Source organism: Cellulosimicrobium sp. BMG9.23 (assembly GCF_059159985.1).
Map to the genome: position 1 here is coordinate 87,832 of NZ_JBZGBZ010000003.1, position 23,807 is coordinate 111,638.

Sequence of the window (23,807 nt, forward strand, 5' to 3'; positions counted from 1 at the left end):
TGGGGAGGGCGCACGCCCGTCCGCCTCGTGATCTTTCCGAGACCGTCCGCCGAAGAGAGAAGCAGCAGATGACCACCTACGTCAGCGTCCACCAGGCTCCCGCGCTCGCGCCGGAGGAGGTCGCCTCCTACGTGCCCGAGATCCAGCAGAACACGTTCGCCGAGTTCCAGCAGTGCTTCATCAACCTCGAGCAGGGTTACATCGTCACGGTGTACGAGGGCGACTCGGAGGAGGCGGTCCGCAACGAGTTCGACCGCATCGGCTGGCCGGTGGACACCGTCACGGAGGTCCACCTCTCGGTCGACGCCGCAGGGCTCGCGGCGATCTCCGCGACATGACGCCCACGAGCCAGCGCACGGACGCGCCGCGCCTGTCGTCGCCGGTCACGCTGCGCTTCAAGGCCGACTGGGGACAGGCGAACCTGACGCGCATCTCCGGCTGGCTGGCGCAGGAGATCGGGGACCGGGCACCCAGCGGGTCCGAGTTCTCGATCCACGCCGGCAGGGGTGGGGCCGACGCGGTGGACGCGCTCCGCGAGGGGAGGGCCGACATCGCCCTGGTCACCCCGGCGGCGGCGGGCCGGCTGCTCTTCGACGGGACCGGTCCCGCAGGGCACCCTCCGGCACCGTGGTTGCGGGCGCTCGGCACGATCGCGCACCGTGACCGGCTCGTCGTCGCCGTCGACGCGGACCTGCCCGTGCACACCGTCGCCGATCTCGCGGACGTCGCCGCCGACCTGGTGATCGGGACCTCGGCCGACGACGGCGTCAACGCGATCGGCCTGGCGGCGCACCACGCGCTGACGCTGGCCGGCGCCGCCCCGGACGATCTTCGGCGATCGGGTGCGCGCTTCCGCTACGACGAGCGACCGTTCCCTCTGGTGCACGCGTTCGCGAACGCGTCGATCAACGTGCTGATCACCGAGGCCGTGATGATGCCGGCGTGGCAGCGCATCGCGGACCGACGGGCCGTGCGGTACCTCGAGTGGGGCGAGGACGTCCTCGACGGGTTCGCGGCGCTCGGGTGGCCCAGCGCGATCGTGGAGGCCGGCTACCTGCCCATGCTGGACCAGGACCTGCGGACGCTGGACTTCGCCGACTTCCTGCTCCTGTGCCGCGAGGACCTCGACGACGAGGTCGCCTACCTGGCCGCCTGGTGCATGGTGAAGACGAGGCTCGCGCTCGAGGCGCAGTACCAGCACATCCCCGCCGATCGCACCCCGGTCGGCTACCCCCTCGACCCGGCAGAGATGCGCAGGACCCCGGTGCCGCTGCATGCGAGTGCGGCGCGCGCGTACACCGACCTCGCCGACGAGGGGCCCCTGACCGACGGCCTGTTGTGGAGCTGACGTGACGATGCGCTGCGAGCTGCTGATCATCGGCGCCGGACCCGCGGGTCTGTTCGCCACCTACTACGCCGGCATGCGAGGACTCGACGTCGTGCTCGTCGACAGCCTCACGCACCTGGGCGGGCAGGTGGCCGCCCTGTACCCGGACAAGCTCATCTACGACGTCGCGGGCATGCCGGCGGTGCGCGGACGCGACCTCGTCTTGGGCCTGGTCGAGCAGGCGATGAGCGCGGATCCGCGGGTCCTCCTCGGCGAGGAGTGCGCGACGCTGACCGACGAGCCCGACGGGTCGGTCGTGGTCACGACCGCCGGCGGCACGAGGATCCAGGCCGGCGCTGTCCTCGTCACGGGCGGGATCGGGCGCTTCACGCCCCGCCCGCTCCCCGCCGTCGACACGTACCCGGGCGGCGGCATCCATCGCGTGGTCGGCCCGGCAGAGGACTACGACGGGCACGACGTGGTGGTGGTGGGCGGAGGGGACAGCGCGGTCGACTGGGCGAACTCGCTCGCCGCGACCGCCAGGTCGGTCACGGTGGTCCACCGCCGCGAACGCTTCACGGCACACCCCTCCTCGGTCGAGCTGCTGCGAGCCTCGGGCGCCCGGATCATCACGGGAGCCGAGGTCCTCGAGGTCGGCGGAGCGCCCGAGGTGCAGCACGTCGTGGTGCGGGACGCGAAGACGGCGACCCCCGAGGTCCTGGCGGCGTCCGTCGTCATCCCCGCGCTCGGCCACATCGCGTCGCTCGGCCCCCTCCTGGAGTGGGGCCTGGAGATCACCGGGCGACAGATCCAGGTCGGCACGGACATGGCGACCGGGAGACGACGTGTCTACGCCGCCGGCGACATCACCGACTACCCGGGAAAGGTGCGGCTGATGGTCGTCGGGTTCGGCGAGGCCGCGACGGCCGTGAACAACATCGCCGTCGTCCTGCGGCCGGACGAGGACATCTTCCCGGGGCACTCGTCCGAGCTGCCCCGGTTGACGGCCGCAGCGATCGGAGGCTGAACGTGGCGTACGTGATCGGCGAGGCGTGCATCGACGAGATGGACGGGTCCTGCGTGGACGTCTGCCCTGTCGACTGCATCTACGAGGGGGACAAGAAGCGCTACATCAACGCGGCCGAGTGCATCGACTGCGGGGCGTGCCTGACGGTCTGCCCGGTCACCGCGATCACCGCACCGCAGGACGGCCACGACCCGGTCTGGGAGCAGGACAACGCCGACTTCTTCATGCTCACCCTGCCCGGAAGGCCTGAGCCGGTCGGCGATCCGGGCGGTGCCTCGAGTCTCGGCCCGCTGGGTGTGGACACGCCCCTGGTCGCCCGACGAGCAGCGGGCTCGTGACGGCGCCGACGACCCGAGCCGACGACGTCGTGGCGGCCTGCGCCGCGCTCGAGGCCGCCGGCCTGGGCGACCTCGTGTGGGGCCACCCGTCGGTGCGCGACGACGATGGTCGGGGGGCGTGGATGAAGGCCGCCGGCTACGGATTCGACGAAATCGATGACGCCCGCGTGGTGCTCGTGTCGTGGACCGGCGAGGTGCTCGCGGGCTCCGGGCGACGGCACCTGGAGCATCCGATCCACACCGAGATCTACCGCGCGCGCCCCGATGTGCAGGCGGTCGTGCACACCCACGCGCCGTCGCTGGCCGCATTCGCCTCGCTCGACGTCCCCTTGCACCCGCTGTCCCACGACGCGGTCCCCTTCACCCGACCGCCGCTCGCGCGCCTGACGTCGGTGACCGGGTCGCTGATCTCGACGTCGGAGCTCGGTGCGGCGACCGCCGCGGCGCTCGGCGCGGCGAACGGCGTGCTGCTGCCCGCCCACGGTGCGGTCACCGTCGGACCCGACGTCGCGTCCGCGGTCATGTACGCGGTGCTGCTCGAGCGCGCCTGTCGGACCGAGCTCGCCGCTCTCGCCGCCGGTGGGCCGCGGATCTGGTCGGACGAGGAGGAGACCGCGGCCAAGCGCGACGAGGTCTGGACCTCCGCGCAGCTCGAGGCGGGATTTCGCTATCTCGTCCGTCGACGGGCGTCACGGTGACGGGCCCGCGCGTGGAGGCGACCGTCGTCGAGCCCGACGTCGTCGTGCAAGCGCTCGACCGCGAGACGGCTGCGCTGCTCGGCCACATGCTCGACGGGTTCCTCGAGCTGGACCTGCAGGGTGAGCAGGTCCGGCCCGGGATCACGGGGGGTCACGTCCTGACGTACCTGGCACGCGAGGCGGACCGGATGGCCGACGAGCTCCTGCTCGCCACGGGTCGAGCCGTCCCGCCGGACGACGGCGAGCGCCGGTGGGACGTGGAGTACGGCGGCCTGCGCCCGGGAGCCGTCCTCGTCGACGACCTCATCGAAGCCAGTGCGCGTCTGACGCAGGCGGTCTCCGGCGTACGCGAGTGGGCTGATCTCGACGCGGCCGCCCGCGCCGTCCCGGGTCGCCGGCTGGTCCAGGTCGTGGTCCACCACGCCGACCTGCGGCGACCGTGGGACGCCGTGCCCCACGACGACGCCGCCATCGCGGTGTCGCAGCTCGGCACCGTCCAGGCGGAGGACCTCGAAGACGTCCGGCTCCGCGCCCGCCCGGGCGCTGCCCTCGACGCCCGGGGGTCGGACGACGGCGGGACGGTCGTCACCGGCGACCCGCGCCTCCTGCTGGCCTGGGCGTCCGGCCGGACCGCCGACGTCGACCTGGCGGGCGCGGACCTTCCCGTGCTCGCGGGCCGTCCCTGGTTCTGACCCATCACATCGAGCGAGGAGACGGATCCGATGATCGTCACGCACTTCGGGCACGCCACCGTCCTGGTCGAGACCGGTGAGGGTGTGCGGGCCCTGTTCGACCCCGGCACCTACGCCCGTGGGTTCGAGGAGGTGGACGCCCTCGACCTCATCCTGGTCACGCACGCCCATCCCGACCACGTCGACGCCGGGCGACTCCCTGCGCTGCGGGAAGCGAGCCCTGGCGCGGTCCTGGTAGCGAACGAGGAGGCGTCCGCCGCAGCCGGGCCGCGACGCGAGGGCGACCGGGTGGTCGTCGACGGGTCGGCCCTCGACATCGCCGGTGCCCGCGTCGAACCCACCGGCCGGACCCACGGGACGATCCACCCGGCGCTGCCACCCGTCGCCAACACGGGGTTCGTCCTCGACGGGCAGGTGTGGCACCCCGGTGACGCGTTCGACGCCGATCCTCGGCCGGTGGACGTGCTCCTGCTCCCCGTGGGCGGCCCGTGGATGAAGATCTCCGAGGCCATCGACTTCGCGCGCGCCGTCGGCCCGCGCGTCGTCGTGCCCATCCACCAGGGCGGTCTGGCCGACGTGCACCGCGAGCTGCACTACGGGCTCTTGCGCGCGCTCGTCCCGGCCGAGCTCGTCGTCCTGGAGACGGGGGTGGCCCGTGAGCTCTGACCTCGAGAACCTGCAGAACGCCGAGCTCGATCCGACCCCCGAGCTCGAGCAGCTCTACGCCGACTTCGCCGCCCACCACCTCGCGCCGCTGTGGACGCAGGCGTCGGAGGTGCTCACCTTCCACCCGCGCTCCGACGCCGTCCCGTTCGTCTGGCGCTGGGACGACCTGTACCCGCTGGCGGCGCGCTCCGGCGAGCTCGTCCCCGTGGGACGGGGTGGGGAGCGGCGGGCGATCGCGCTGGCGAACCCCGGCCTCGGAGGTGCTCCGTACGCGACCCCCACGATCTGGGCCGCGATCCAGTACCTCGGGCCGCGCGAGACCGCGCCCGAGCACCGCCACGCCCAGAACGCGTTCCGGTTCGTCGTGGAGGGCGAGGGCGTGTGGACCGTGGTCAACGGTGACCCGGTCGCGATGCGCCGGGGTGACTTCCTGCTCACCCCGGGCTGGAACTTCCACGGCCACCACAACGACACCGACGCGCCGATGGCCTGGATCGACGGCCTCGACGTCCCGCTCTCGGACCACATCGACGTCGGGTTCTTCGAGTACGGCACCGAGCGGGTCACCGACGAGTCGAGCCCGGAGATCTCACGGTCCGAACGACTGTGGGCGTACCCCGGCCTGCGGCCGCTGTCCGGGCTCGACGACCGGGTGAGCTCGCCCATCGCGGCCTACCGCTGGGAGTACACGGACCGGGCCGTCGCCGAGCAGCTCCGGCTGGAGGACGAGGGGCACCCCGCGACCGTCGAGCAGGGCCACGCCGCGATCCGGTACGTGAACCCGACGACGGGCGGCGACGTCATGCCGACGCTGCGGGCGGAGTTCCACCGGCTGCGGGAGGGTACGACGACCCCGACGCGGCACGAGGTCGGGTCGTCGGTGTGGCAGGTCTTCGACGGCCACGGGACCTTCGTGATCGACGGCGTCCGGCATGCCGTGCGCAGGGGCGACCTGGCGGTCGTCCCGTCGTGGGTGCCGTGGTCGATCGAGGCCGAGGCACAGTTCGACCTCTTCCGCTTCAACGACGGGCCGGTGATCGAGCGCCTCGGGTTCGCCCGCACGCACGTCGTGGACGGCGAGCGATGACGGGGGCGCGCACGGCGCTCGGCGGACCGGCACAGGATCTGCTGCTCGCGTACCGCGGCACCGCGTACTTCCTGCGTCAGCTCGCCCTGCTGCCCGAGCGCGCCTACGACGAACCTGGTCACCCGGACGCCCCCGACGATCGTCGGACGACGATCGCGACGGTCGGCTACGACGCCCGCGGCTGGGCCCACCTCGCACAGGCGCTGCGCGAAGGGCGCCCGGTCCCGACGTCGTTCGCTCCGGGGGAGCGCGAGGCCGCGATCTCGTCGGGCGCCACGCTGCCCCCGCGAGGCCTGAGACACCTGGTCGAGCACGCGGCGGTGCATCTCGCGGTGGAGTGGCGGGACCTGCCGGCCGACGCCTGGGACGGCGAGGGCCGCGACGGGGACGGCGCACCCCTGCGCGTCGACCGGACGCCGTGGCTGCGGGCCCGGCAGACCTGGCTCGCCGCCGTCGACCTCGGCAACGGCGGACGGTTCGCCGACCTCCCCCCGGACCTGCTCGAGCGGCTCGCCGTCGAGCAGGGGGCCCAGGTACGTGCTGCCACAGGTCGTGCGTCGGCATCTCGCCGCGTCGACGTCCTCGGTCTAGCGTGAAGGAGCAGTCATGACGCACGAAGATCACGACGCGGTCGTCGTCGGGGGCGGGATCGGTGGCCTGGGCACCGCCCTGGCGCTCGCGCGCACCGGCCTGCGGGTGCGCGTCCTCGAGCGGGCACCGCAGTTCTCCGAGGTCGGGGCAGGGCTCCAGGTGGGGCCCAACGCCGTCCGCGCCCTCGACCGGCTGGGCGTGCTCGACGCCATCTACGCCACGGCGGTGTTCCCGCGGCGCGGCGTGCTGTCCAGCGCCGTCACCGGCGAGGTGCTGAGCACCCTCGACCTCGGCGACGCGTTCACCGAGCGGTTCGGCTACCCCTACGTCGTGCTGCACCGCAACGACGTGCTCACCCCGCTGCTGGACGCGTGCCGGGAGCACCCCGACGTCACGCTCGAGACGAACAGCGCCGTCGTCGAGGTCACCGATGAGGGCGACCGGATGCGGGTGCGCTGCGAGGACGGGTACGAGGTCACGGCGCGGCTCGTCGTCGGCGCCGACGGTCTCAACTCGACGGTGCGCCGGCTGATCGCCGTCGACGAGCCCGTCTTCAGCGGATACGTCGCGTTCCGGGCCGCGACCCCGATCGAGCCGACGTCGGCGCGCGAGGACCTGTCCGACGTCCGCCTCTGGATCGGCCCGGATGCCCATCTCATGCAGTACCCGGTGCGCAGCGGGTCGATGTACAACCAGGTCGCCGTCTTCCGCACCGCCCGCCAGGCCGTGGGTCGTGACGGCTGGGGGTCGAGCGAGGAGCTGCTCGAACGGTTCGCCCCCATGTGCGAGGCGGTCCGGACCGCGGTCGCCGCCCACGCCGACGCCACGGCGTACCCGAACTTCGACAAGGACCCGCTGAGCACGTTCGTCGCCGGCCGCGCGGTCCTGATCGGCGACGCCGCGCACCCGATGCTGCAGTACCTGGGACAGGGGGCGTGCCAGGCGCTCGAGGACGGCCTGACCCTCGCGGCGGTCCTCGACGGTCAGGTCGACGACGTCTCCGGCCTGGCGCGGTACGACGCCCTCCGGGTGCCGCGGACCACGCGCTGCCAGCGGGCTGCCCGCCCGTGGGGTGCCTCGTGGCACACGCAGGATCCGATGCTGCGCGCGTACCGCGACCGCTACCTGCGGATGCGTGCACCGGACGACTACAGCGAGCTGGCGTGGCTGTACGACGACGCCCTCGAGAACCTGCTCGGACCCGCACGACGAGAACTGGAGCCCCGCCGATGAAGCTGGCCAGCATCCTCACCCCCGACGGCGAGCCCCGGCTCGCCGTCGTCGACGGTGAGCACGTCGTCGACGTGACCGCACGGCTGGGGGAGCAGCTCCGGCACGCGGGCGTCAGTCCCATGCGCGCCCTGCTCTCACGCCCCGAGCCGCCCGCGGTCGTCCTCGGTGACCTCGACCTCGAGGGCGACCGGGTGCCGGTGTCGCAGGTGCGGTTCGCACCGGTCGTCCCGGACCCGAGCAAGATCGTCGCCGCCCCGGTCAACTACCGCGACCACCAGGCGGAGATGCAGGAGGACTTCCACATCGATTCCTTGGGAATCTTCCTCAAGGCGTCCTCGTCGGTCCTCGGGTCGGGCGGGACGGTGCGCCTGCCCTACTCGGACCGACGCTTCGACCAGGAGGGCGAGCTGGCGCTCGTCATCGGCCGCACGGCGTCGCACGTGCCCGTCGAGGCGGCGCTCGACCACGTCGCGGGATACACGATGCTGCTCGACATGACGATGCGTGGCGGAGAGGACCGCTCCACGCGGAAGTCCTTCGACTCCTTCACGCCCGTCGGCCCGTACCTGGTCACGCCGGACGACGTGGCGTCTCCGGACGCGATGCGGCTGCGGACCTGGGTCAACGAGGAACTGCGCCAGGACGCCGACGTCAGCGATCTGATCTGGGACGTCCCCCGGCTCGTCGCGTACGCCTCCTCGGTCATGACCCTGCACCCGGGCGACATCATCGCGACGGGGACGCCAGCTGGTATCGGTCAGGTCGTCGACGGCGACCGGATCGCCGTAGAGATCACCCGGCTTGGCCGCCTCGAGGTCGTCGTGTCGAGCGAGGGTGCGGTGAGCTGCCCGACGAAGGGAGCGAACCGGGGCCCCAAGCCACCGCAGACCGTCACGCCGGTCCGGACGCGATGACCCTCGCGAGAAGTGCAGGGCTGGACAAGGTCGTACCGTCCGCAGCTCGTGCGGTGGACGACGTACCCGACGGAGCATCGGTGGCCGTCGGGGGGTTCGGGCTCTCGGGGAATCCGATGGCGCTGATCGAGGCCTTGCTGGCGCGGCGGGTCCGCGATCTCTCGGTCGTGTCCAACAACTGCGGCGTGGACGACTGGGGACTCGGTCTGCTCCTGGCTGCCGGCATGATCCGGAAGATGACCTCGTCGTACGTCGGGGAGAACCGTGAGTTCGCCCGCCGGTACCTCTCCGGCGAGCTGGAGCTCGAGCTCGTCCCCCAGGGCACGCTCGCGGAGAAGCTGCGTGCGGGAGGAGCCGGCGTGCCGGCGTTCTACACCCGCACGGGAGTGGGGACGCAGGTCGCCGAGGGCGGCCTGCCGCAGCGCTACGACGGCGAAGGACGGGTCGCGCTGGCATCGTCGCCGAAGGAGGTGCGCCGGTTCACGACGGCGGGCGTGGCTCGGGAGTTCGTGCTCGAGGAGTCGATCACCACCGACTACGCCCTCGTCCACGCGGCCCGAGGAGACCACTACGGGAACCTGGTCTTCTCCAAGGCGGCCCGGAACTTCTCGCCGGTCGCGGCGATGGCTGGACGGGTGTGCGTCGCCCAGGTCGAGGAGCTCGTCGAACCCGGACAGATCGATCCCGACCAGGTGCACCTGCCGGGCGTCTACGTCCATCGCGTGGTGGTCGTCGGCACGGAGATCGAGAAGCGGATCGAGAAGCGCACCGTACGGGAGGCGGAGGTCCGCGATGGCACTGACACGTGAGCAGATGGCCGCACGGGCGGCCGCCGAGCTTTCCGACGGCGACTACGTCAACCTCGGCATCGGTCTGCCGACGCTGGTACCCAACTACCTCCCCGACGGCCGGCACGTGATGCTGCACTCGGAGAACGGCATCCTGGGGGTGGGCCCGTACCCGGCCGAGGACGACGTCGACCCCGACCTGATCAATGCCGGCAAGGAGACGGTCACCGTGCTGCCGGGAGCGTCGTTCTTCGACTCCGCGACCTCGTTCGGGATGATCCGGGGAGCGAAGATCGACATCGCGATCCTCGGGGGGATGCAGGTCTCCGCGACCGGAGACCTGGCGAACTGGACGATCCCCGGCAAGATGATCAAGGGCCCGGGCGGGGCGATGGACCTGGTCCAGGGGGCCAGGCGCATCATCGTGCTGATGGAGCACACCGCCAAGGACGGCTCGGCGAAGATCGTCGACCTCTGCTCGCTGCCGTTGACGGGAAAGTCGGTCGTGGACCGAGTCATCACCGATCTCGCCGTCTTCGACATCACGCCTCACGGGCTCGAGCTCGTCGAGCTCGCCCCGGACGTCAGCGTGCAGCAGGTGCGCGAGCGGACCGAGCCTCACTTCACTGTCGCTGCAGACTCGTCCGGCGTCGACATCGAGAGGCGGGTGAACCGTCCTGGGGTCTGACGGAGGCTCTGGTCGTCTGACTGCGACGTCGTCGATACCGGGAGCGCTCGCGCGGCCGCGTTCAGTGTGCCGAACCCGCAGGCGGGGGTAAGTGTGAGGCACATGGGGGACCATCACCTGGCACGACGCGAACGACGTCGCCTCGACCGAGCGGGGGCGACAGGGACGGGCGCAGCATTGCGCCGCGCCTGGGGAGAGTTCGTCGGCCCGGAGGCCACACCGGTGAACAACGTGCTGACCGCGGCGGCCACGGCGGTGGGTGCAGTGGGGGCGGCGCTGGTGGCCCGGGCGCACGCTGGGAGTCCAGCGCGCGTGGGCGTTGCGTGCCTGCTGGCCGTAGACCTCGCCGGGGGCGTCTACGTCAACAACACGCGGGCGTGCGCCCGCTGGTACGAGCGCCCGGGACAGGGATTCGCCGCGCACGTCTCGTTCGCCGCACTGCACGTGCACCCGGCGGCGGTCGCGTGGCTCGACGTGGAGTCGCCGGGACGCCGCGTCCACCCCGCCGCCTGGGCCGCGGCACACTACGCGTACATGATGGCCTCGACCGTCGTGATCCGCCGCTACCCCGCCCGACGGCGCGCACTGGGAGTGGCCCTCACCGTCGGGGGACTCGCGCTGGACGGCGCCCTGGGCCCGTCGCGTCATGCGCCGTGGTTCGCCTGGGCCTACTACCCCAAGCTGCTGCTCGGACACGCCTCGGCGGCCCTGTGGTCGAACGACGACCTGGCCGATACCCAGCCGCGGTGAGGACGAGGTCGGGTTCGCTGGACATCCGGCCGTCCCGAGTGAGTCGCACGTTGCGTCCCGGCCACCTCGGTGCCTTCGGCCCTGCGGCGGCGCGGCGCGGCGACGGGACCCGCCGGCCTCGTGCGGAGGCCGGCGGGTCCCGGGTCAGAGCTCTCGCACGACCCCGACGTTCAGGGCCTTCGAGAGGATCGAGCGATCCAGGGGCTGGTCAGGAGCAGGCGAGCTCGTCGTGGTCGAGGTCGAACGTCGAGGTGACGTCCTCGCCGTCGACCGCCCCGGTACCCGTGACGGTCACCGAGCCGCCCGCGACCGAGGCCGAGCGCACGGGGAACGCCTGGTACGCGTTCGTGCCGGGGCTGACGTCCGCGAACTCGCGGGTGCCGAACGGCGTCGCGAGGGTCACGTCGACCGGTGAGTCCTCGCCGTTGGTCGCGCGGACGGCGAGGTAGGCCTGGCCGGCGATGCACCGCGGCTGGACCTCGACGTCGAGGTCGAGCTCCGGCTGTCCGCCGCTCGGCGTGCCGTAGATCTTGAGCTCGTAGACGGAGAACCCCCACTGCGTCGCGCGCTCCGTGGCGTAGAGGCGCACGTGCCGGCCCGTGCCCGAGACGTCCAGCTCGTCGAAGAAGCCGTCACCGTCGGTGACGGTGTGCACCGTGGTCCAGGTCTCGCCGTCAGGCGAGGTCTGGATCTCGTACCCCGACGCGAAGGCGGTCTCCCAGTCGATCACGACGCGGTCCAGGTCGTAGCTCGCGCCGAGGTCGACCGCGATCCACTCGGGCTGGCTCCACGCGCTGCCCCACCGGGTGCCGGCGTTGCCGTCCACCGCCATCTCGGCCTCGTGCCCGGGCTCGTCGATGCTGGAGGCCGTCACCGGTCGGCCGAGTGCCAGCGACTCCTCGTCGTCGCCGCCGCCGCCACCGTCGTCGTCGGACAGGTAGCAGCGCAGGTACTGGTAGGACTCCGCAGAGGTCTCGAAGGTCGGCGCCCAGTCCCACTCGTAGGTGTAGTACTCGACGTACGGCTCGGCCGCGGCGATGATCGCCGGAAGGTCGATGTCGCCGTTGCCGAGCGCGACCTGCCGCATGTCGCCCTCGGCGTCGACGTTCACGGCGTCCTTGATGTGGAGGTGCTCGATGCGGTCCCCGTACTCCTCGATCCACGCCGGGACGTCGATGCCGGCGTCGGCGGCCCAGCCGACGTCGAGCTCGAACGTCACGTAGCGCGGGTCGGTGTTCTCCTCGATGACCTGCCAGGCGCTGACCATCTCACCCGTCTCCGGGTGGGGGTACCGCGTGGTGAGCTCGCTCTGGTGGTTGTGCAGCATCAACTTGCCCGCGCCGTTGGCGGTCGAGTACTCGCCGAGCTGGTTGGCGTACGCCGCGGTCGCGAGCGCTTCGTCATAGGTGCCGTAGCCACCTGCCATCCCGCCGGTCCCGATGTAGTCCTGGCCCAGCGCGACGGCGTAGGCGACGGTCTCGGGCCACGTGTCCCAGCTCGTGCTGCCGTGGCTCGACGACACCTCGAGGCCGTGCTTGTCGAGGATCGCCTTGTACTCCGCGGCCGGCATCGAGTAGGGCTGGTTGTACGGCTCGACGTTGGTGAACCCGGCACCGGCGACCTCGCCCAGCACGCGGTCGAGCGTCTCCGGGGACGGTGTGCCGGAGGACCCGAGCTCACCGACGTGCGTGTACAGCTGGATGGAGATCTTGGAGTCGGGGATCCCCATGTCCTCGCCGCACGTCGGGGCCCCCGTGGTGGTCGGTGGTGGGTCGGCGACGGTCGCCGGGGCCGCCAGGGCCGGGGTCGCGGCGAGCGTGCCCGCAAGGAGCGCGCCGCCGGTGAGTACCGCGCTGAGGCGCCGAGGGCGGGTCGAGTGCTGCGAGTTCTGCATGGGACTCCTCAATTGACAGCGTTGTCGATTTGGGATGAAGGTCATGCGACTTATGACGACAGATGTGCAAAAGAAGGTATGCGTCGATCATTGTCGTGTCAAGGCAAGTCCCTGTGATGGCAAGAGACGGCGGTCGCGGGGTCCGGCTGTCGGCCGCCCGTGACACAGGCCAGCGCGCAGACCGGGCAACGGGCCGACTGACCCAGCGGTCGGCCGAGGAGCCGGAGCAGCGACCTCCGCGCGGTGGGGTGGCGGTCGACACCGGGCCGGACTGGATCGAGATCCACACTCCTGACGGACGTCGTCGCCTCGTTCCAAGGTGCGTGGTGGGCCACGTTCGTACCCTCATGGGTACGTCACCTTGCTCCTTTCGATCGTGGAGGACACATGCACGGCGACACGTTGCAGCAGTACGCCAAGGACCGCGTGGAAGAACTTCCTGGCGCCGGGCTCGAGCATCCGTTCGGCCCGGACTGGGAGGTGTTCAAGGTGCGGGAGAAGGTGTTCATGCTGCTGACCGAGATCACCGGGGAACCGATCGTGATCGTCAAGGCCGCGCCGGAGGACGGCAGAGCGCTTCGAGAGCAGCACGAGGACATCACTCCCGGCTACCACATGAACAAGCAGCACTGGATCACCCTGCACCCGGGTGGGAGCCTGGAGAGGCAGCTCGTCGAAGACCTCGTGACCGAGTCGTACCTGCTCGTCGTCGAGAACGTGCCTCGAGCCAAGCGCCCCGTCGATCCGGCGACGTTCGGAAGGAGCGAGCAGTGACGTTCTCCGCGGAGCAGCTGCAGCAGACGGCCCGCGACACTGCGGCGTCGCTCGCGCACGTCAGTCACGGGCGCCCGTTCACGCCGCACCTGGACGTGTGGAAGGTGCGGGACAAGGTGTTCCTCATCGTCACCGAGGACGACCCGGAGCTGCAGATCATCACCGTGAAGGTCGACCCCGACCACGGCGACGCGCTGCGCCGCGACCACGGGTCGATCACGCCCGGGCACTACCTCGACAAGCAGCACTGGATCTCCGTCGGAGCCGGCCGCGGGGTCACGAAGCGGCTCGTCGAGGACCTCGTGCACGGGTCCTACGAGCTCGCCGCTGGACGTCGGGAGAAGCAGGGGTCGTGAGCGCCTGAGCGGGCCGTCCGTCACGAGGGGGCAGGGGCAGGACCACGTTCGACGAGCGCGTGGTCGCCGCAGCTCCCGGACCTCACGAAGGTCGCCAACCCTCGTCCTCCCGGATGGCGCGCATGATGCGCTGCGTGATCTCCCGCAGCTGGCGCGTCTGCCGCTCGGTGAGGCGGTCGAGGACGAGCCGGTGGACGGTCTGCACGTGGCCGGGGGTGGCGTCCTCGACCTTCGCTCGTCCGAGGTCGGTGAGGATCGCCAGGGTGTAGCGACCGTCCCTGGGGTCGGGCGTGCGCCTCAACCATCTATGGGACTCCAGCCGGGTCGCCGCGCGCGACAGCCGGGACAGGGTGCTGTTCGCGTACCCGGCCAGGACGCTCATCCGCAGCGTGCGATCCGGCGCCTTGGCGAGGGCGTACAGGACCCCGTACTCGAAGTGCGACAGCTGCGCGTCGCGCTGGAGCTGTGCGTCGAGAGCGGACGGCAACCACTCGAGGACCGTCGCGACGCCGGCCCAGGTCTCGAGGTCCTCGCCCGTGAGCTCGGTGGGAACGACGGCGGAGGCGTCGGAGTCGCGCATGGCGGTCAGCGTACGCGAGCGGCCAGCGCGAGCGCTCCGACCCCACTTGCTCAGGAAAGTCGTAAGGGCTACCGTTCACTTGTTTGAGCAAGCGATCGAGCCCGTGCCCGAGTCGATGCCCGAGACGATGCCCGAGGCCCGAGGCGCGACACCCGGCGCACGACACGCTGCAGGGGAGTGGAGAGGCAGGAACGATGGATCTGGACCTGGCAGGCAAGAGGGCCTTCGTCAGCGGCTCGACGCAGGGGATCGGCTACGCGATCGCCGAGGCGTTGCTCGCGGAAGGTGCGACCGTCGTCGTCAACGGACGCAGCGAGGACGGGGTCGCGGCGGCGGTGGAGAAGCTGGAGGCCGCCGTCCCGGGCGCAGCCGTCTCGGGGATCGCGGCTGACTTCGCTGACCCCGAGGAGGTCCGGCGTCTGCTCGGGTCGCTCGGCGAGGTGGACGTCCTGGTGAACAACGTGGGCGTCTTCGGGGTCAGCGCCTTCGAGGAGATCTCCGACGACGACTGGCAGCGGTACTTCGACGTCAACGTCATGAGTGGCGTCCGTCTGTCCCGGCACGCGCTCCCAGGCATGCTGTCCCGCGGTGGGGGTCGGATCATCTTCGTGAGCAGCGAGTCCGGCGTGAACGTCCCCGCCGACATGGCGCACTACGGCGTGACCAAGGCCGGGATGATCGCTCTGGGAAACGGGCTGGCCAAGCTCACCCGGGGGACGAACGTCACGGTCAACTCCATCCTCGGCGGACCGACGTACTCCTACGGCGTCGCCCGGGCCGTCGAGGGCGTCGCGCGGGCCCAAGGGCTGCCCGTGGACAGCATGAAGAGTGCGATCGCAGCAGCGAACCAGACGTCGCTGCTGCAACGCTTCATCGAGCCCGTCGAGATCGCTCGCCTCGCCACCTACCTGGCCAGCCCGGTCTCGTCCGCTACCAACGGCGCCGCCCTGCGTGTCGACGGGGGAGCTCTCACGGCTGCCCTCTGAGCACTCGCGCTCGACAGGCCGCCCCAGGGCGCGTGACGACCGACGGCGCCCGCCGTGTCACGCCGCCACGTCGTCGGCGACCGCTCTCAATCTCGCCTCGTCCTCGCTGCCCGGGACGGCGGTGTAGGCGACGACCTTGAGGTCCGTGTCCCCGTCCGCGAGGACGTCGCTGTCGACCGTGATGTCGCCGACCCGGGGGTGACGGATCAGCTTCCGGGCCTCGGCGTGCCGGCCGACGTCGGCCTCCGCCCAGAAGGCGGTGAACCGGGCGTTGCCGGCGAGCGTGCGGGTCACCAGCGCGGCGAGTCGCGGGTCGTCGGGGTAGCGGGCGGTCGCCCGGCGCAGGTCGGCGACCAGCGCCCGGTCGGCAGCCTCGGCGTCTTCCGGGATCACCGGCCAGCTCGTCAGCCGACCGCGGTCCTCGGCCACCGGGAAGCGCAGCCGGACGAGGTTCCGCACGTCGGGGTCGATGGTGGTCGGGTCGCCGAACAGGCCCACCCAGGGCCCGTTCCACCACACCAGGGTCCAGTCCGCGGCGAACACCGCGACCGGCACGTCGGTCATCCGGGCGAGGAGGCGGGCCATCCCGGGCGGCAACCGGTCGACCATCCGACCTGCGGAGGGCGGGTGCAGCCCTGCGAGGCGGTACAGGTGGCCCCGTTCGTCGGGATCGAGCCGCAACGCGCGAGCCAGCGCGGCGACGACCTGGTCCGACGGCGCGCTCGCCCGTCCTTGTTCCAGGCGCACCACGTAGTCGACCGAGACCCCGGCGACCTCGGCGAGCTCCTCACGACGGAGCCCGGGCGATCGGCGGACCGCGCGTCGGGGGAGCCCGGCGGTCTCGGGAGGGAGGCGGTCGCGCCACGCGCGGAGCGTGGTCCCGAGTCGATTCTCGACGTCGTGCACTCGCCCATCCTCCCGTTCGACGGTGTCCGACGGCGGCCGGACCGCGGCCGGATCGTCGCGGCACGGTGGTACTCGCCTTCCCAGGGAACCAGGATCCCTGGTCGATCCTTCCCGAGCGGCGCAGGCTCGGAGGCATGTCCAAGACCACCTTCATCACCGGAGCCAACAAGGGCCTCGGGTTCGAGACCGCCCGCCGGCTCACCGCTCTCGGTCACACCGTGCTGATCGGCGCGCGGGACCCCGAGCGCGGCGAGAGGGCCGCCGCCGAGCTCGGTGCCCGCTTCGTGCAGATCGACGTGACCGACGACGCCTCCGTCGCTGCCGCCGCGGCCGACGTCGGGGCGCGCGAGGGTCGCGTCGACCTCCTGATCAACAACGCCGGCACTGCTGGTGAGCCGGCGTCCCCCGACGCGCTGAGCGGCGAGCACGCGACGTCGGTCTTCAGCACGAACGTGATCGGCGTCGTCCGTGTCACGACAGCCTTCCTGCCCTTGCTGCGGGCCGGCGACGCGCCGGCGGTCATCAACGTCACGAGCGGTCTCGGGTCCGTCGCACTCACCCTCGATCCGGACCGGGTCGAGTCACAGGTGGTCGCGCCCCTCTACACGGCCTCCAAGGCGGCTCTCACGATGCTCACCACCCAGTACGCCAAGGCCGTCGTCGACGTCCGCTTCAACGGTGCCGACCCGGGCTACACCGCGACCGACCTCAACGGCCACCTCGGTCACCAGACGGTGACCGAGGGGACCGACGCGATCGTCACCCTGGCCACCGAGGACGCCTCTGCCGGGACGGGCCGGGTCATCGACCGGTACGGCCAGCTGGCCTGGTGACCACGACCATGACGACCATCGGCATCATCGGCGCGGGCGAGCTGGGCAGCCAGCTCGCCCGGGCGACGATCTCGCTCGGCTACCACGTCGTGATCGCCAACTCCCGCGGACCGGAGACCTTGAGGGACCTCGTCGGTGAGCTCGGCCCGGCGGCGCGCGCCGGGACCGCGGCGGAGGCCGCTGCGGGCGGTGATTTCGTCATCGTCGCCGCGCCGTACACGCCCGCCACCACGCTCCCGGTCGCCCAGCTCGTCGGGAAGATCGTGCTCGACACGAACAACTACATGCCGTGGCGCGACGGTCGCTACCCGGCCGTCGACTCGGGCGAGAAGACGGTGCACGAGCTGCGCCAGGAGCAGCTGCCGACGTCGCAGGTGGCCAAGGCCTTCAGCCACATCCAGGCGCCACGCCTCTTCCTGTCCGCCAGACCGGCCGGGACCCCGGGTCGCCACGCGCTGTCGGTCTCCAGCGACCACCCTGAAGCGGTCGCGCTCGTCACGCGGCTCTACGACGAGCTCGGGTTCGACACCGTCGACAACAGCCCGTTGAGCGAGTCCTGGCGCACAGGTCCGGGTCAACCGGCCTGGTTCGCGCACGCCCACCAGACGCGCGACCAGCTGCGGGCCAACCTGGAGAAGGCACGGCGCATCCCCTACCCGTTCAGCGGCTGATCGGGCATGGAGGACGCGGAGGACTCGTCAGGCGTTCCGGCGGGCCTCGACGAGGTGGCGCGTCGAGTGCGCGACGAACGGGGTGGTCGTCGTCCCGTCGTGGCGCGCGCCGGCGCGCAACCGGGCGTCGAGCTCCTCGAGGACGTCGCCGTAGCGGTCGACCGAGAAGTCCGGCACCCACCACACGCACTTGCGCAGGAGCCACACGACGGCGCCGACGTCGTAGAGCTCCATGCGGCACGTCGCCGTGCGCAGGTCGACGACGTCGAGCCCGGCTGCGCGAGCCTGCTCGGCCTCGACGTGCGGGTCGCGGCCCGCGCGGGCCTCGGGCTGCGGGCCGAGGAAGAGCTCGATGAGCTCGAACGCGGAGGCCGGCCCCACGTGCTGCGCGACGTACGCCCCGCCGGGGCGCAGCACGCGGTGGATCTCCGACCACGCCGGGGCGACGGGATGGCGAGCCGTGACGAGGTCGAAGGAGGCGTCGTCTACCGGGAGCGCGCCGCCGTCGGGCACGACGACGCGGGCGCCCCAGGGAGCGAGACGGTCGCGGGCCAGGGCGGCGTTCGGCCCCCAGGACTCCGACGCGACCAGCGTCGTGGGAGTGGGGTCGCCGCGTTCGTCGGCGTGCGTCAGCGACTCGGCCAGGACCTCGCCGCCCCCGGTGTCGAGGTCGAGCGCCGAGTCCACCGCGGCGAGGCGACGGGACAGGAGATGCACGAAGCGCCACGGAGGTCGTTCCTCCGTGGCGCGGCCGTCGAGCCAGCCGAACTCCCAGCCGGTGACGTCCGCGTCCAGGGCCTCGCTGATGAGCTCGTCGTAGGGTCGCACCCTCCTATCCTTCCGCGGCGCGCAGGCGGAAAGCGCTTGCCGAACGCGGCGGGGACATGGCAGGATCGGCCCCGTCGCACCGGCGGCACGCAGGTCGTGCACGCTGTAGGGGTGCGGACCGCACGCTCGAGGAGGAGAGGCGACGATGCCGACTGTCGCACTGGTCACTGGTGGGAACCGTGGGATCGGGCTCGGTATCAGCCGACGCCTGCTCGCGGACGGCTTCGCCGTGTCGATCCTGGCGACGCGCGAGGAGCCCACGGACGTGATCGCGGAGCTGCGCGAGCTCGCGGGGGACGACGCGCGCGTGCGGTACGTGCGAGGGTCGGTCGCCGACCTGGAGGACCACCGCCGCTACGTCGCGGACGCCGTCGACACGTGGGGCCGGCTCGACGTGCTGGTCAACAACGCGGGCGTCGCGCCGAGCGTGCGGGCCGACCTGCTCGACGCGACGGCCGAGTCGTTCGACCGGGTGCTCGGCATCAACCTGCGCGGGCCGTACTTCCTCACGCAGGAGTTCGCGCGCCGCGTGATCGAGCTGCGCGGGCCGCTCGACGAGCTGCCGGAGCCGCCGTCCGGCCCGGTCGCGACGGTCGTCAACGTCTCGTCGATCTCGGCGACCACGGTCTCGACCAACCGCGGCGACTACTGCATCTCCAAGGCGGGCGTCGGCATGGCCACGCAGCTGTGGGCGGCGCGCCTCGGCCCCGAGGGGGTCGTGGTGTACGAGGTCCGGCCCGGGGTGATCGCGACCGACATGACGGCGGGCGTCACCGCGAAGTACGACGACCTCATCGAGCAGGGCCTCGCGCCGATCAACCGCTGGGGGCGCCCCGCCGACGTCGCGGGCGCCGTCTCGATCCTCGCGTCCGGTCAGACCCCGTACTCGACCGGCGAGGTGTTCCACGTCGACGGCGGCATGCACATCCCGGTCCTGTGAGGGGAGCACCCATGAGCCACGATCCCGAGATCGTCCGCATCGCCGGTCACGACGTCCCGGTCGTGACCGCCACGACCGTCGTCGTCGGTACCGGGTCGGCCGGGTACTGCGCGGCCGACCGCCTCGTCCAGTTCGGCCACGACGACGTCGTCATGGTCGCGGACAAGATCCACGCGGGAGCATCGCGCAACGCCGGGTCCGACAAGCAGACGTACTACAAGCTCACGCTCTCGGGCGGCGACGACGACTCGGTGCGCGAGATGGCGCAGACGCTGTTCTCGGGCGGCGCGATGGACGGCGACAACGCGCTCGCGGAGGCCGCCCTCTCGGCGCGCGGGTTCCTCCACCTCGTCGACCTGGGCGTGCCGTTCCCGCAGAACCGGTTCGGCGAGTTCATCGGGTACAAGACGGACCACGACCCCCGGCGTCGCGCGACCTCGGTCGGCCCGTACACGAGCCGGACGATGGTCGAGAAGCTCGAGCGGAAGGTGCAGGCCGACGGCACCCGCGTGTTCGACGAGTGCCGCGTCGTCGACGTCGTCACGGCACCCGACCCGCACGGTGGCCCCGGTGCGCGCCGGGTCGCGGGCCTGCTCGTGCTGCGGACCGACGTGCCGCACGACGGCGCCGCGAGCCCCTGGCTGCTCTTCCGCTGCACCAACCTCGTCTACGCCACGGGCGGTCCCGCGGGCATGTACGCGACGCGCGTGTTCCCCAACGGGCAGTGGGGCGCGTCGGGCGCGGCCTACCGCGCGGGCGTGCACGGCAAGAACCTCACCGAGTGGCAGTTCGGGCTCGCGTCGACCAAGCCCCGGTGGAACGTGTCGGGGACGTACATGCAGGTCGTGCCGCGGTTCGTCTCGACCGACGCCGACGGCGGCGACGAGCGCGAGTTCCTCACCGAGGCGATCGAGGACTACGGGCGCCTCCTGACGCTCGTGTTCCTCAAGGGCTACCAGTGGCCGTTCGACATCCGCAAGGCCCGCGACGGGTCGAGCCTCATCGACCTGCTGGTGTACCGCGAGACGGTGCTGCGGGGGCGGCGCGTGTTCCTCGACTTCCGGCGCAACCCCGTGCGCGAGGACTTCGACCCGACCGCGCTCGCCCCCGAGGCGTACCAGTACCTCGAGAAGGCAGGCGTGCTGTTCGGCACGCCGATCGAGCGGCTGCGCCGCATGAACGAGCCCGCGTACCAGTTCTACCTCGACAAGAACCCGTACGTGGACCTCGAGCAGGAGATGCTCGAGGTCGACGTGTGCGCGCAGCACAACAACGGCGGCCTCGTGGTCGACGCGTGGTGGCAGTCGAACGTCGCCGGGTTCTTCCCCGTCGGTGAGGCCGGCGGCGCGCACGGCGTGTACCGGCCGGGCGGTGCGGCGCTCAACAGCGGTCAGGTCGGCGCGACGCGCGCCGCGCAGTTCATCGCGGCGCGCCGCGACGAGAAGCCGTCCGACGAGGCCGCGTTCACCGACGTGGCGGCACCGGTGCTCGCCGCCGCGCTGGACCTCACGGCCCGCGCGACGGGCCGCGTGGCCGCGGGCGTGCCGGACAACACGGGCGACCTGCTGCGCGACGTGCAGCGGCTCATGAGCGAGAAGGCCGGACCCGTGCGGTCGGAGGCGTCGATCCACGAGGCGCTCGACCAGGTGCACGCGTGGCTCACCGGCTACGAGGACCTCGTCAGCGCCGACGCCGGGTCGCGCCGCGCGGTGAACCGGACGTTCCTCGTCCGCGACATCCTCACGAGCGCGTACGTCTACCTCTCGGCCATGGCCGACTACGTCGCCCACGGCGGGCGCTCGCGCGGGTCGGTCCTGTACACGGACTCCCAGGGCGACCTGCCCCTCGTCGGGTACGGCGACGACGCGCAGCGCGAGCTCGACCTGCCCGACCTCTACCGTTTCCGGCTCGACGGCGGTGCGCTCGACGAGGAGGTCCAGGAGACCGCGTGGGTCGCGCCCGGCGGGACCGTCCCGACCGCCGAGGACGCGTCCCCGTCGACCCCGTGGATCCCGGTGATCCCGCGCGACGCCGCCGACGCCGCGGGCGTCCCGGTCTTCCGGTGGCGCCCGCGGCGTCCGCTCCCGGCCGACGACGACTTCTTCGAGAACGTCTGGCGCGAGTTCCGGGAGCACGGCAACGTGCACTAGGAGTGCCGTCCGACGTCACCTCGGGGCGCTCACCTCGGGGCGCTCACCTCGGGGCGCTCACCTCGACGGGGTGCTCCGTGGCGGGATGCTCCGTCCGCGCGCCGGGCCGCAGGCCGCCCAGCGCGGTCTCGAGCGTGCTCCGCGCCCTGCCGTAGTGGGTGCGCGCCGTCGACGCGCGGATGCCCGCGATCTCGGCGGCCTGAGCGAGGGTGAACCCGTCCCAGTGGACGAGCCGCACCAGCTCCCGCTGGCGCGGGGGCAGCTCGGCGACGGCGGCACGGACGGCGGGGCCGGCGTCGTCCCCGACCACAGGGGCGGGGGCGAGGCGCAGCGCCTCGGACAGCCGTGACGTGAGCGCGTCGGCCCGCGCGCGGGACCTCCGGTGGTTGGCGGTCGACCGCCGCGCGATGCCGAAGAGCCACATCCGTGCCCTCTCGGGCTCGGCGGGCAGGTCCGCCCGCCGTCGCCAGGCGGTGGCGAACACGGTACCCAGCACGTCGGGCGCGTCCTGGGGGTCGAGCCGGCGCACGAGGTAGGCGAGCAGATCGGCGGCGTTGATCCGCAGGGCCTCCTCGGCGGCCTGGTCGTGGCCCGCACCCACCGCGCCCGCCTGGTGCCTCACGGGAGCGTCCCCGCGCCGCACTCGGAGGTCTCGACGAGGATCGCCGATCCTGTGGCGTTCAGTCCGTGCGCGGCCAGGACCTCCTCGACGGGCTCCTTGACGCTCGTGAAGCTCCCCTCGACCGTGCCGGCCTCGCTCCCGTCCGAGGTGACGGTGGTGTTCCCGAAGGGCGCCACCTCGGCCATGACGTCGCTCCAGTCGTGCGTACGGAGGAACCCTTCGACGGCGTCGAACTCCGCCTGGTCGAAGGTCTCCGCCGAGCCTCCGCTCGTCTGGCCGCCGGACGAGTCGGCGTGCACCGCGCCGTCGGCAGGGACGACGTTGAGGAACACGGAGCACGACGCCTCGGCCCCGTCCCCGGGCACCTCGAGCTCGACGGTCTCGACCACGGGCGAGCCGGGACCGAAGAGGTCGAGCAGAGCGGGCGCGGCGACCGCCAGGCCGCCCGTGAGGACGAGCGCACCGCCCACGGCCGTGACGAGGACCGGACGAGTGACGCGCCGCCCGGCCGCCCGGTCGTCGGGCGCGGTGGCGGCGAGCAGCGGGGCGCTGGCGGCGAGCCGCTCGGCGGCGTCACGAACTGGTGCGCTCGTGGCGCCCGGGTCGGCCGAGCGCAGGAGCGTGTTGAGGTCGTTCATGGTGTCCTCCTTCGACGGGTGTTCTCACCCGATACGTGTCCGGGTGGTCACCTGGCGTCCACACGGGCCGCGACCTCACCGGACCGTGCTGCGCGACGTCGGGCTCAGGCCCGGCGGAACTCCGCCCGCCAGAGCCCGGGCCGGCCGGGGGAGCCCGGGACGGCGAGCTCCTCGATCGACACGACCGAGATCCCGTCCTGGCCGAACGCCTCGATCTCCGCGCGGGTCAGGGGCCAGGGCGGGCCGTCGTCGTCGCGCTCGCGGGCGACGGCCTGGACCGCCAGCAGGGTGCCCCCCGGCGCCACCAGGGAGCGGACGCCGGCCGTCAGCTCCTCGCGAACGCTGCGGTTCACCGCCTGGACGGTGTAGATCTCGACGACCAGGTCGAAGGCGCCGGTCCACTCGTCCGGCAGGTCGAGCAGGTCCCCGACGGCGTAGGTCACCGGAGATCCGGCGTTCCGTTCGCGGGCCGCGGCGACCGCGGTGGGGGAGATGTCGAAGGCCGTCGTCTCGTACCCGAGCCGAGCCAGGTGCTCGGCGTCGGCACCGAGCCCGCACCCGACGACGACGGCCGTCCCGGTCGCGCGACCCGTCCCCGTCGCGTGACCCGGGCCGGTCGGTCCGGCCCACGAGGCGAGCGCCGGGTGCGGGTCGTCGTGGTCCCACGGCGTCGTGACCGCGCCCTCCCGCGCCGACGCCCAGAGCCGCTCGAACCAGCCGGTCGGGTCGGACGGGTCGGCGTTGCCGAGACGATCGGCCGCGGACTGCCAGGAACGGGGCTGCGCCATGGCTCGACCGTAGTCAGGCGGCCGGTCGGGCCACAAGGCACC

General features: G+C 72.2%; 28 protein-coding genes. 21 read left to right on the forward strand and 7 right to left on the reverse strand.

Annotation, left to right across the window (positions count from 1 at the left end):
- Positions 1 to 68: 68 nt before the first annotated feature.
- The 14 genes from AC4H2G_RS04710 (at position 69) to AC4H2G_RS04775 (ending at position 10,799) form a co-directional block, all read left to right on the forward strand.
- Positions 69 to 338 (forward strand): hypothetical protein, encoded by a 270-nt coding sequence (locus AC4H2G_RS04710; RefSeq protein ID WP_494364593.1) that lies wholly within the window; start codon positions 69 to 71, stop codon positions 336 to 338.
- Positions 335 to 1,348: a TAXI family TRAP transporter solute-binding subunit gene (locus AC4H2G_RS04715; RefSeq protein ID WP_494364594.1), complete on the forward strand. Its 1,014-nt coding sequence runs from the start codon at positions 335 to 337 to the stop codon at positions 1,346 to 1,348. The genes AC4H2G_RS04710 and AC4H2G_RS04715 overlap by 4 nt, the downstream gene beginning before the upstream one ends.
- Before the next feature lie 7 nt (positions 1,349 to 1,355).
- Complete coding sequence (locus AC4H2G_RS04720; protein WP_494364964.1) at positions 1,356 to 2,354, forward strand: NAD(P)/FAD-dependent oxidoreductase; 999 nt, start codon at positions 1,356 to 1,358, stop codon at positions 2,352 to 2,354.
- A gap of 2 nt (positions 2,355 to 2,356) precedes the next feature.
- On the forward strand, positions 2,357 to 2,692 hold the full coding sequence (locus AC4H2G_RS04725) for a ferredoxin family protein (RefSeq protein ID WP_494364595.1): 336 nt from the start codon (positions 2,357 to 2,359) through the stop codon (positions 2,690 to 2,692).
- Positions 2,689 to 3,390 carry a class II aldolase/adducin family protein gene (locus AC4H2G_RS04730; RefSeq protein ID WP_494364596.1) on the forward strand — a complete coding sequence of 234 codons (702 nt, stop codon included), beginning with the start codon at positions 2,689 to 2,691 and terminating at the stop codon, positions 3,388 to 3,390. The genes AC4H2G_RS04725 and AC4H2G_RS04730 overlap by 4 nt, the downstream gene beginning before the upstream one ends.
- On the forward strand, positions 3,387 to 4,082 hold the full coding sequence (locus AC4H2G_RS04735) for a DinB family protein (protein WP_494364597.1): 696 nt from the start codon (positions 3,387 to 3,389) through the stop codon (positions 4,080 to 4,082). Before AC4H2G_RS04730 ends, AC4H2G_RS04735 begins: the two co-directional genes overlap by 4 nt.
- A 30-nt stretch (positions 4,083 to 4,112) precedes the next feature.
- Positions 4,113 to 4,748 (forward strand): MBL fold metallo-hydrolase, encoded by a 636-nt coding sequence (locus AC4H2G_RS04740; protein WP_494364598.1) that lies wholly within the window; start codon positions 4,113 to 4,115, stop codon positions 4,746 to 4,748.
- Positions 4,738 to 5,835 (forward strand): cupin domain-containing protein, encoded by a 1,098-nt coding sequence (locus AC4H2G_RS04745; RefSeq protein ID WP_494364599.1) that lies wholly within the window; start codon positions 4,738 to 4,740, stop codon positions 5,833 to 5,835. The genes AC4H2G_RS04740 and AC4H2G_RS04745 overlap by 11 nt, the downstream gene beginning before the upstream one ends.
- On the forward strand, positions 5,832 to 6,431 hold the full coding sequence (locus tag AC4H2G_RS04750; RefSeq protein WP_494364600.1) for a maleylpyruvate isomerase N-terminal domain-containing protein: 600 nt from the start codon (positions 5,832 to 5,834) through the stop codon (positions 6,429 to 6,431). Before AC4H2G_RS04745 ends, AC4H2G_RS04750 begins: the two co-directional genes overlap by 4 nt.
- Positions 6,432 to 6,441: 10 nt before the next feature.
- On the forward strand, positions 6,442 to 7,659 hold the full coding sequence (locus AC4H2G_RS04755) for an FAD-dependent monooxygenase (protein WP_494364601.1): 1,218 nt from the start codon (positions 6,442 to 6,444) through the stop codon (positions 7,657 to 7,659).
- Positions 7,656 to 8,573, forward strand: coding sequence for a fumarylacetoacetate hydrolase family protein (locus AC4H2G_RS04760; protein WP_494364602.1), 918 nt, complete (start codon positions 7,656 to 7,658; stop codon positions 8,571 to 8,573). The genes AC4H2G_RS04755 and AC4H2G_RS04760 overlap by 4 nt, the downstream gene beginning before the upstream one ends.
- Positions 8,570 to 9,382, forward strand: a complete 813-nt coding sequence (locus tag AC4H2G_RS04765; RefSeq protein ID WP_494364603.1) for a CoA transferase subunit A — start codon at positions 8,570 to 8,572, stop codon at positions 9,380 to 9,382. Before AC4H2G_RS04760 ends, AC4H2G_RS04765 begins: the two co-directional genes overlap by 4 nt.
- On the forward strand, positions 9,366 to 10,049 hold the full coding sequence (locus tag AC4H2G_RS04770; RefSeq protein ID WP_494364604.1) for a CoA transferase subunit B: 684 nt from the start codon (positions 9,366 to 9,368) through the stop codon (positions 10,047 to 10,049). The genes AC4H2G_RS04765 and AC4H2G_RS04770 overlap by 17 nt, the downstream gene beginning before the upstream one ends.
- Before the next feature lie 102 nt (positions 10,050 to 10,151).
- A complete protein-coding gene (locus tag AC4H2G_RS04775) occupies positions 10,152 to 10,799 on the forward strand; it encodes a hypothetical protein (protein WP_494364605.1) in 648 nt (215 codons plus the stop codon).
- A gap of 208 nt (positions 10,800 to 11,007) precedes the next feature.
- On the opposite strand, the gene AC4H2G_RS04780 is transcribed toward AC4H2G_RS04775, so the two are convergent.
- Positions 11,008 to 12,693 carry a discoidin domain-containing protein gene (locus AC4H2G_RS04780; RefSeq protein WP_494364606.1) on the reverse strand — a complete coding sequence of 562 codons (1,686 nt, stop codon included), beginning with the start codon at positions 12,691 to 12,693 and terminating at the stop codon, positions 11,008 to 11,010.
- Between the two features lie 387 nt (positions 12,694 to 13,080).
- On the opposite strand from AC4H2G_RS04780, the gene AC4H2G_RS04785 reads away from it, so the two are divergent.
- Complete coding sequence (locus AC4H2G_RS04785; RefSeq protein WP_494364607.1) at positions 13,081 to 13,467, forward strand: MmcQ/YjbR family DNA-binding protein; 387 nt, start codon at positions 13,081 to 13,083, stop codon at positions 13,465 to 13,467.
- Positions 13,464 to 13,823, forward strand: a complete 360-nt coding sequence (locus tag AC4H2G_RS04790) for an MmcQ/YjbR family DNA-binding protein (RefSeq protein ID WP_494364608.1) — start codon at positions 13,464 to 13,466, stop codon at positions 13,821 to 13,823. The genes AC4H2G_RS04785 and AC4H2G_RS04790 overlap by 4 nt, the downstream gene beginning before the upstream one ends.
- 82 nt (positions 13,824 to 13,905) lie before the next feature.
- On the opposite strand, the gene AC4H2G_RS04795 is transcribed toward AC4H2G_RS04790, so the two are convergent.
- Positions 13,906 to 14,403, reverse strand: coding sequence for a MarR family winged helix-turn-helix transcriptional regulator (locus tag AC4H2G_RS04795; protein ID WP_494364609.1), 498 nt, complete (start codon positions 14,401 to 14,403; stop codon positions 13,906 to 13,908).
- A gap of 194 nt (positions 14,404 to 14,597) precedes the next feature.
- Here AC4H2G_RS04795 and AC4H2G_RS04800 point away from each other — a divergent pair, with 194 nt between their 5' ends.
- Positions 14,598 to 15,389 (forward strand): SDR family NAD(P)-dependent oxidoreductase, encoded by a 792-nt coding sequence (locus AC4H2G_RS04800; protein WP_494364610.1) that lies wholly within the window; start codon positions 14,598 to 14,600, stop codon positions 15,387 to 15,389.
- Between the two features lie 57 nt (positions 15,390 to 15,446).
- On the opposite strand, the gene AC4H2G_RS04805 is transcribed toward AC4H2G_RS04800, so the two are convergent.
- Positions 15,447 to 16,295: a helix-turn-helix domain-containing protein gene (locus tag AC4H2G_RS04805; protein ID WP_494364611.1), complete on the reverse strand. Its 849-nt coding sequence runs from the start codon at positions 16,293 to 16,295 to the stop codon at positions 15,447 to 15,449.
- Between the two features lie 134 nt (positions 16,296 to 16,429).
- On the opposite strand from AC4H2G_RS04805, the gene AC4H2G_RS04810 reads away from it, so the two are divergent.
- Together AC4H2G_RS04810 and AC4H2G_RS04815 are read left to right on the forward strand one after the other, a co-directional pair.
- Positions 16,430 to 17,128, forward strand: a complete 699-nt coding sequence (locus tag AC4H2G_RS04810) for an SDR family NAD(P)-dependent oxidoreductase (RefSeq protein WP_494364612.1) — start codon at positions 16,430 to 16,432, stop codon at positions 17,126 to 17,128.
- Positions 17,129 to 17,136: 8 nt separating this feature from the next.
- On the forward strand, positions 17,137 to 17,799 hold the full coding sequence (locus AC4H2G_RS04815) for an NADPH-dependent F420 reductase (protein WP_494364965.1): 663 nt from the start codon (positions 17,137 to 17,139) through the stop codon (positions 17,797 to 17,799).
- A 27-nt stretch (positions 17,800 to 17,826) separates the two neighbouring features.
- Here the strand turns inward: AC4H2G_RS04815 and AC4H2G_RS04820 are convergent, their stop codons facing one another.
- Complete coding sequence (locus AC4H2G_RS04820; RefSeq protein WP_494364613.1) at positions 17,827 to 18,627, reverse strand: class I SAM-dependent methyltransferase; 801 nt, start codon at positions 18,625 to 18,627, stop codon at positions 17,827 to 17,829.
- A 145-nt stretch (positions 18,628 to 18,772) separates the two neighbouring features.
- Between AC4H2G_RS04820 and AC4H2G_RS04825 the strand changes: the two genes are divergently transcribed.
- Positions 18,773 to 19,567 carry a 3-ketoacyl-ACP reductase gene (locus AC4H2G_RS04825; RefSeq protein ID WP_494364614.1) on the forward strand — a complete coding sequence of 265 codons (795 nt, stop codon included), beginning with the start codon at positions 18,773 to 18,775 and terminating at the stop codon, positions 19,565 to 19,567.
- Positions 19,568 to 19,578: 11 nt separating this feature from the next.
- Entirely contained in the window at positions 19,579 to 21,717 is a 2,139-nt protein-coding gene (locus AC4H2G_RS04830; protein WP_494364615.1) for an FAD-binding protein, read from the forward strand.
- A gap of 43 nt (positions 21,718 to 21,760) precedes the next feature.
- Here the strand turns inward: AC4H2G_RS04830 and AC4H2G_RS04835 are convergent, their stop codons facing one another.
- The 3 genes from AC4H2G_RS04835 to AC4H2G_RS04845 all read right to left on the reverse strand — a co-directional run bounded on the left by AC4H2G_RS04835 (position 21,761) and on the right by AC4H2G_RS04845 (position 23,765).
- Complete coding sequence (locus AC4H2G_RS04835; RefSeq protein WP_494364616.1) at positions 21,761 to 22,339, reverse strand: RNA polymerase sigma factor; 579 nt, start codon at positions 22,337 to 22,339, stop codon at positions 21,761 to 21,763.
- Complete coding sequence (locus AC4H2G_RS04840) at positions 22,336 to 22,977, reverse strand: hypothetical protein (protein WP_494364617.1); 642 nt, start codon at positions 22,975 to 22,977, stop codon at positions 22,336 to 22,338. Before AC4H2G_RS04840 ends, AC4H2G_RS04835 begins: the two co-directional genes overlap by 4 nt.
- A gap of 104 nt (positions 22,978 to 23,081) precedes the next feature.
- Positions 23,082 to 23,765 (reverse strand): class I SAM-dependent methyltransferase, encoded by a 684-nt coding sequence (locus AC4H2G_RS04845; RefSeq protein ID WP_494364618.1) that lies wholly within the window; start codon positions 23,763 to 23,765, stop codon positions 23,082 to 23,084.
- Positions 23,766 to 23,807: the final 42 nt, after the last annotated feature.

What these genes read in the sequence shown, in the direction of transcription:
- AC4H2G_RS04710 (WP_494364593.1), top strand. Translation starts at nt 69, where the DNA reads ATGACCACCTACGTCAGCGTCCACCAGGCTCCCGCGCTCGCGCCGGAG.
- AC4H2G_RS04715 (WP_494364594.1), top strand. Translation starts at nt 335, where the DNA reads ATGACGCCCACGAGCCAGCGCACGGACGCGCCGCGCCTGTCGTCGCCG.
- AC4H2G_RS04720 (WP_494364964.1), top strand. Translation starts at nt 1,356, where the DNA reads ATGCGCTGCGAGCTGCTGATCATCGGCGCCGGACCCGCGGGTCTGTTC.
- AC4H2G_RS04740 (WP_494364598.1), top strand. Translation starts at nt 4,113, where the DNA reads ATGATCGTCACGCACTTCGGGCACGCCACCGTCCTGGTCGAGACCGGT.
- AC4H2G_RS04750 (WP_494364600.1), top strand. Translation starts at nt 5,832, where the DNA reads ATGACGGGGGCGCGCACGGCGCTCGGCGGACCGGCACAGGATCTGCTG.
- AC4H2G_RS04755 (WP_494364601.1), top strand. Translation starts at nt 6,442, where the DNA reads ATGACGCACGAAGATCACGACGCGGTCGTCGTCGGGGGCGGGATCGGT.
- AC4H2G_RS04760 (WP_494364602.1), top strand. Translation starts at nt 7,656, where the DNA reads ATGAAGCTGGCCAGCATCCTCACCCCCGACGGCGAGCCCCGGCTCGCC.
- AC4H2G_RS04765 (WP_494364603.1), top strand. Translation starts at nt 8,570, where the DNA reads ATGACCCTCGCGAGAAGTGCAGGGCTGGACAAGGTCGTACCGTCCGCA.
- AC4H2G_RS04770 (WP_494364604.1), top strand. Translation starts at nt 9,366, where the DNA reads ATGGCACTGACACGTGAGCAGATGGCCGCACGGGCGGCCGCCGAGCTT.
- AC4H2G_RS04775 (WP_494364605.1), top strand. Translation starts at nt 10,152, where the DNA reads ATGGGGGACCATCACCTGGCACGACGCGAACGACGTCGCCTCGACCGA.
- AC4H2G_RS04780 (WP_494364606.1), bottom strand. Translation starts at nt 12,693, where the DNA reads ATGCAGAACTCGCAGCACTCGACCCGCCCTCGGCGCCTCAGCGCGGTA.
- AC4H2G_RS04785 (WP_494364607.1), top strand. Translation starts at nt 13,081, where the DNA reads ATGCACGGCGACACGTTGCAGCAGTACGCCAAGGACCGCGTGGAAGAA.
- AC4H2G_RS04795 (WP_494364609.1), bottom strand. Translation starts at nt 14,403, where the DNA reads ATGCGCGACTCCGACGCCTCCGCCGTCGTTCCCACCGAGCTCACGGGC.
- AC4H2G_RS04800 (WP_494364610.1), top strand. Translation starts at nt 14,598, where the DNA reads ATGGATCTGGACCTGGCAGGCAAGAGGGCCTTCGTCAGCGGCTCGACG.
- AC4H2G_RS04810 (WP_494364612.1), top strand. Translation starts at nt 16,430, where the DNA reads ATGTCCAAGACCACCTTCATCACCGGAGCCAACAAGGGCCTCGGGTTC.
- AC4H2G_RS04815 (WP_494364965.1), top strand. Translation starts at nt 17,137, where the DNA reads ATGACGACCATCGGCATCATCGGCGCGGGCGAGCTGGGCAGCCAGCTC.
- AC4H2G_RS04825 (WP_494364614.1), top strand. Translation starts at nt 18,773, where the DNA reads ATGCCGACTGTCGCACTGGTCACTGGTGGGAACCGTGGGATCGGGCTC.
- AC4H2G_RS04830 (WP_494364615.1), top strand. Translation starts at nt 19,579, where the DNA reads ATGAGCCACGATCCCGAGATCGTCCGCATCGCCGGTCACGACGTCCCG.
- AC4H2G_RS04840 (WP_494364617.1), bottom strand. Translation starts at nt 22,977, where the DNA reads ATGAACGACCTCAACACGCTCCTGCGCTCGGCCGACCCGGGCGCCACG.
- AC4H2G_RS04845 (WP_494364618.1), bottom strand. Translation starts at nt 23,765, where the DNA reads ATGGCGCAGCCCCGTTCCTGGCAGTCCGCGGCCGATCGTCTCGGCAAC.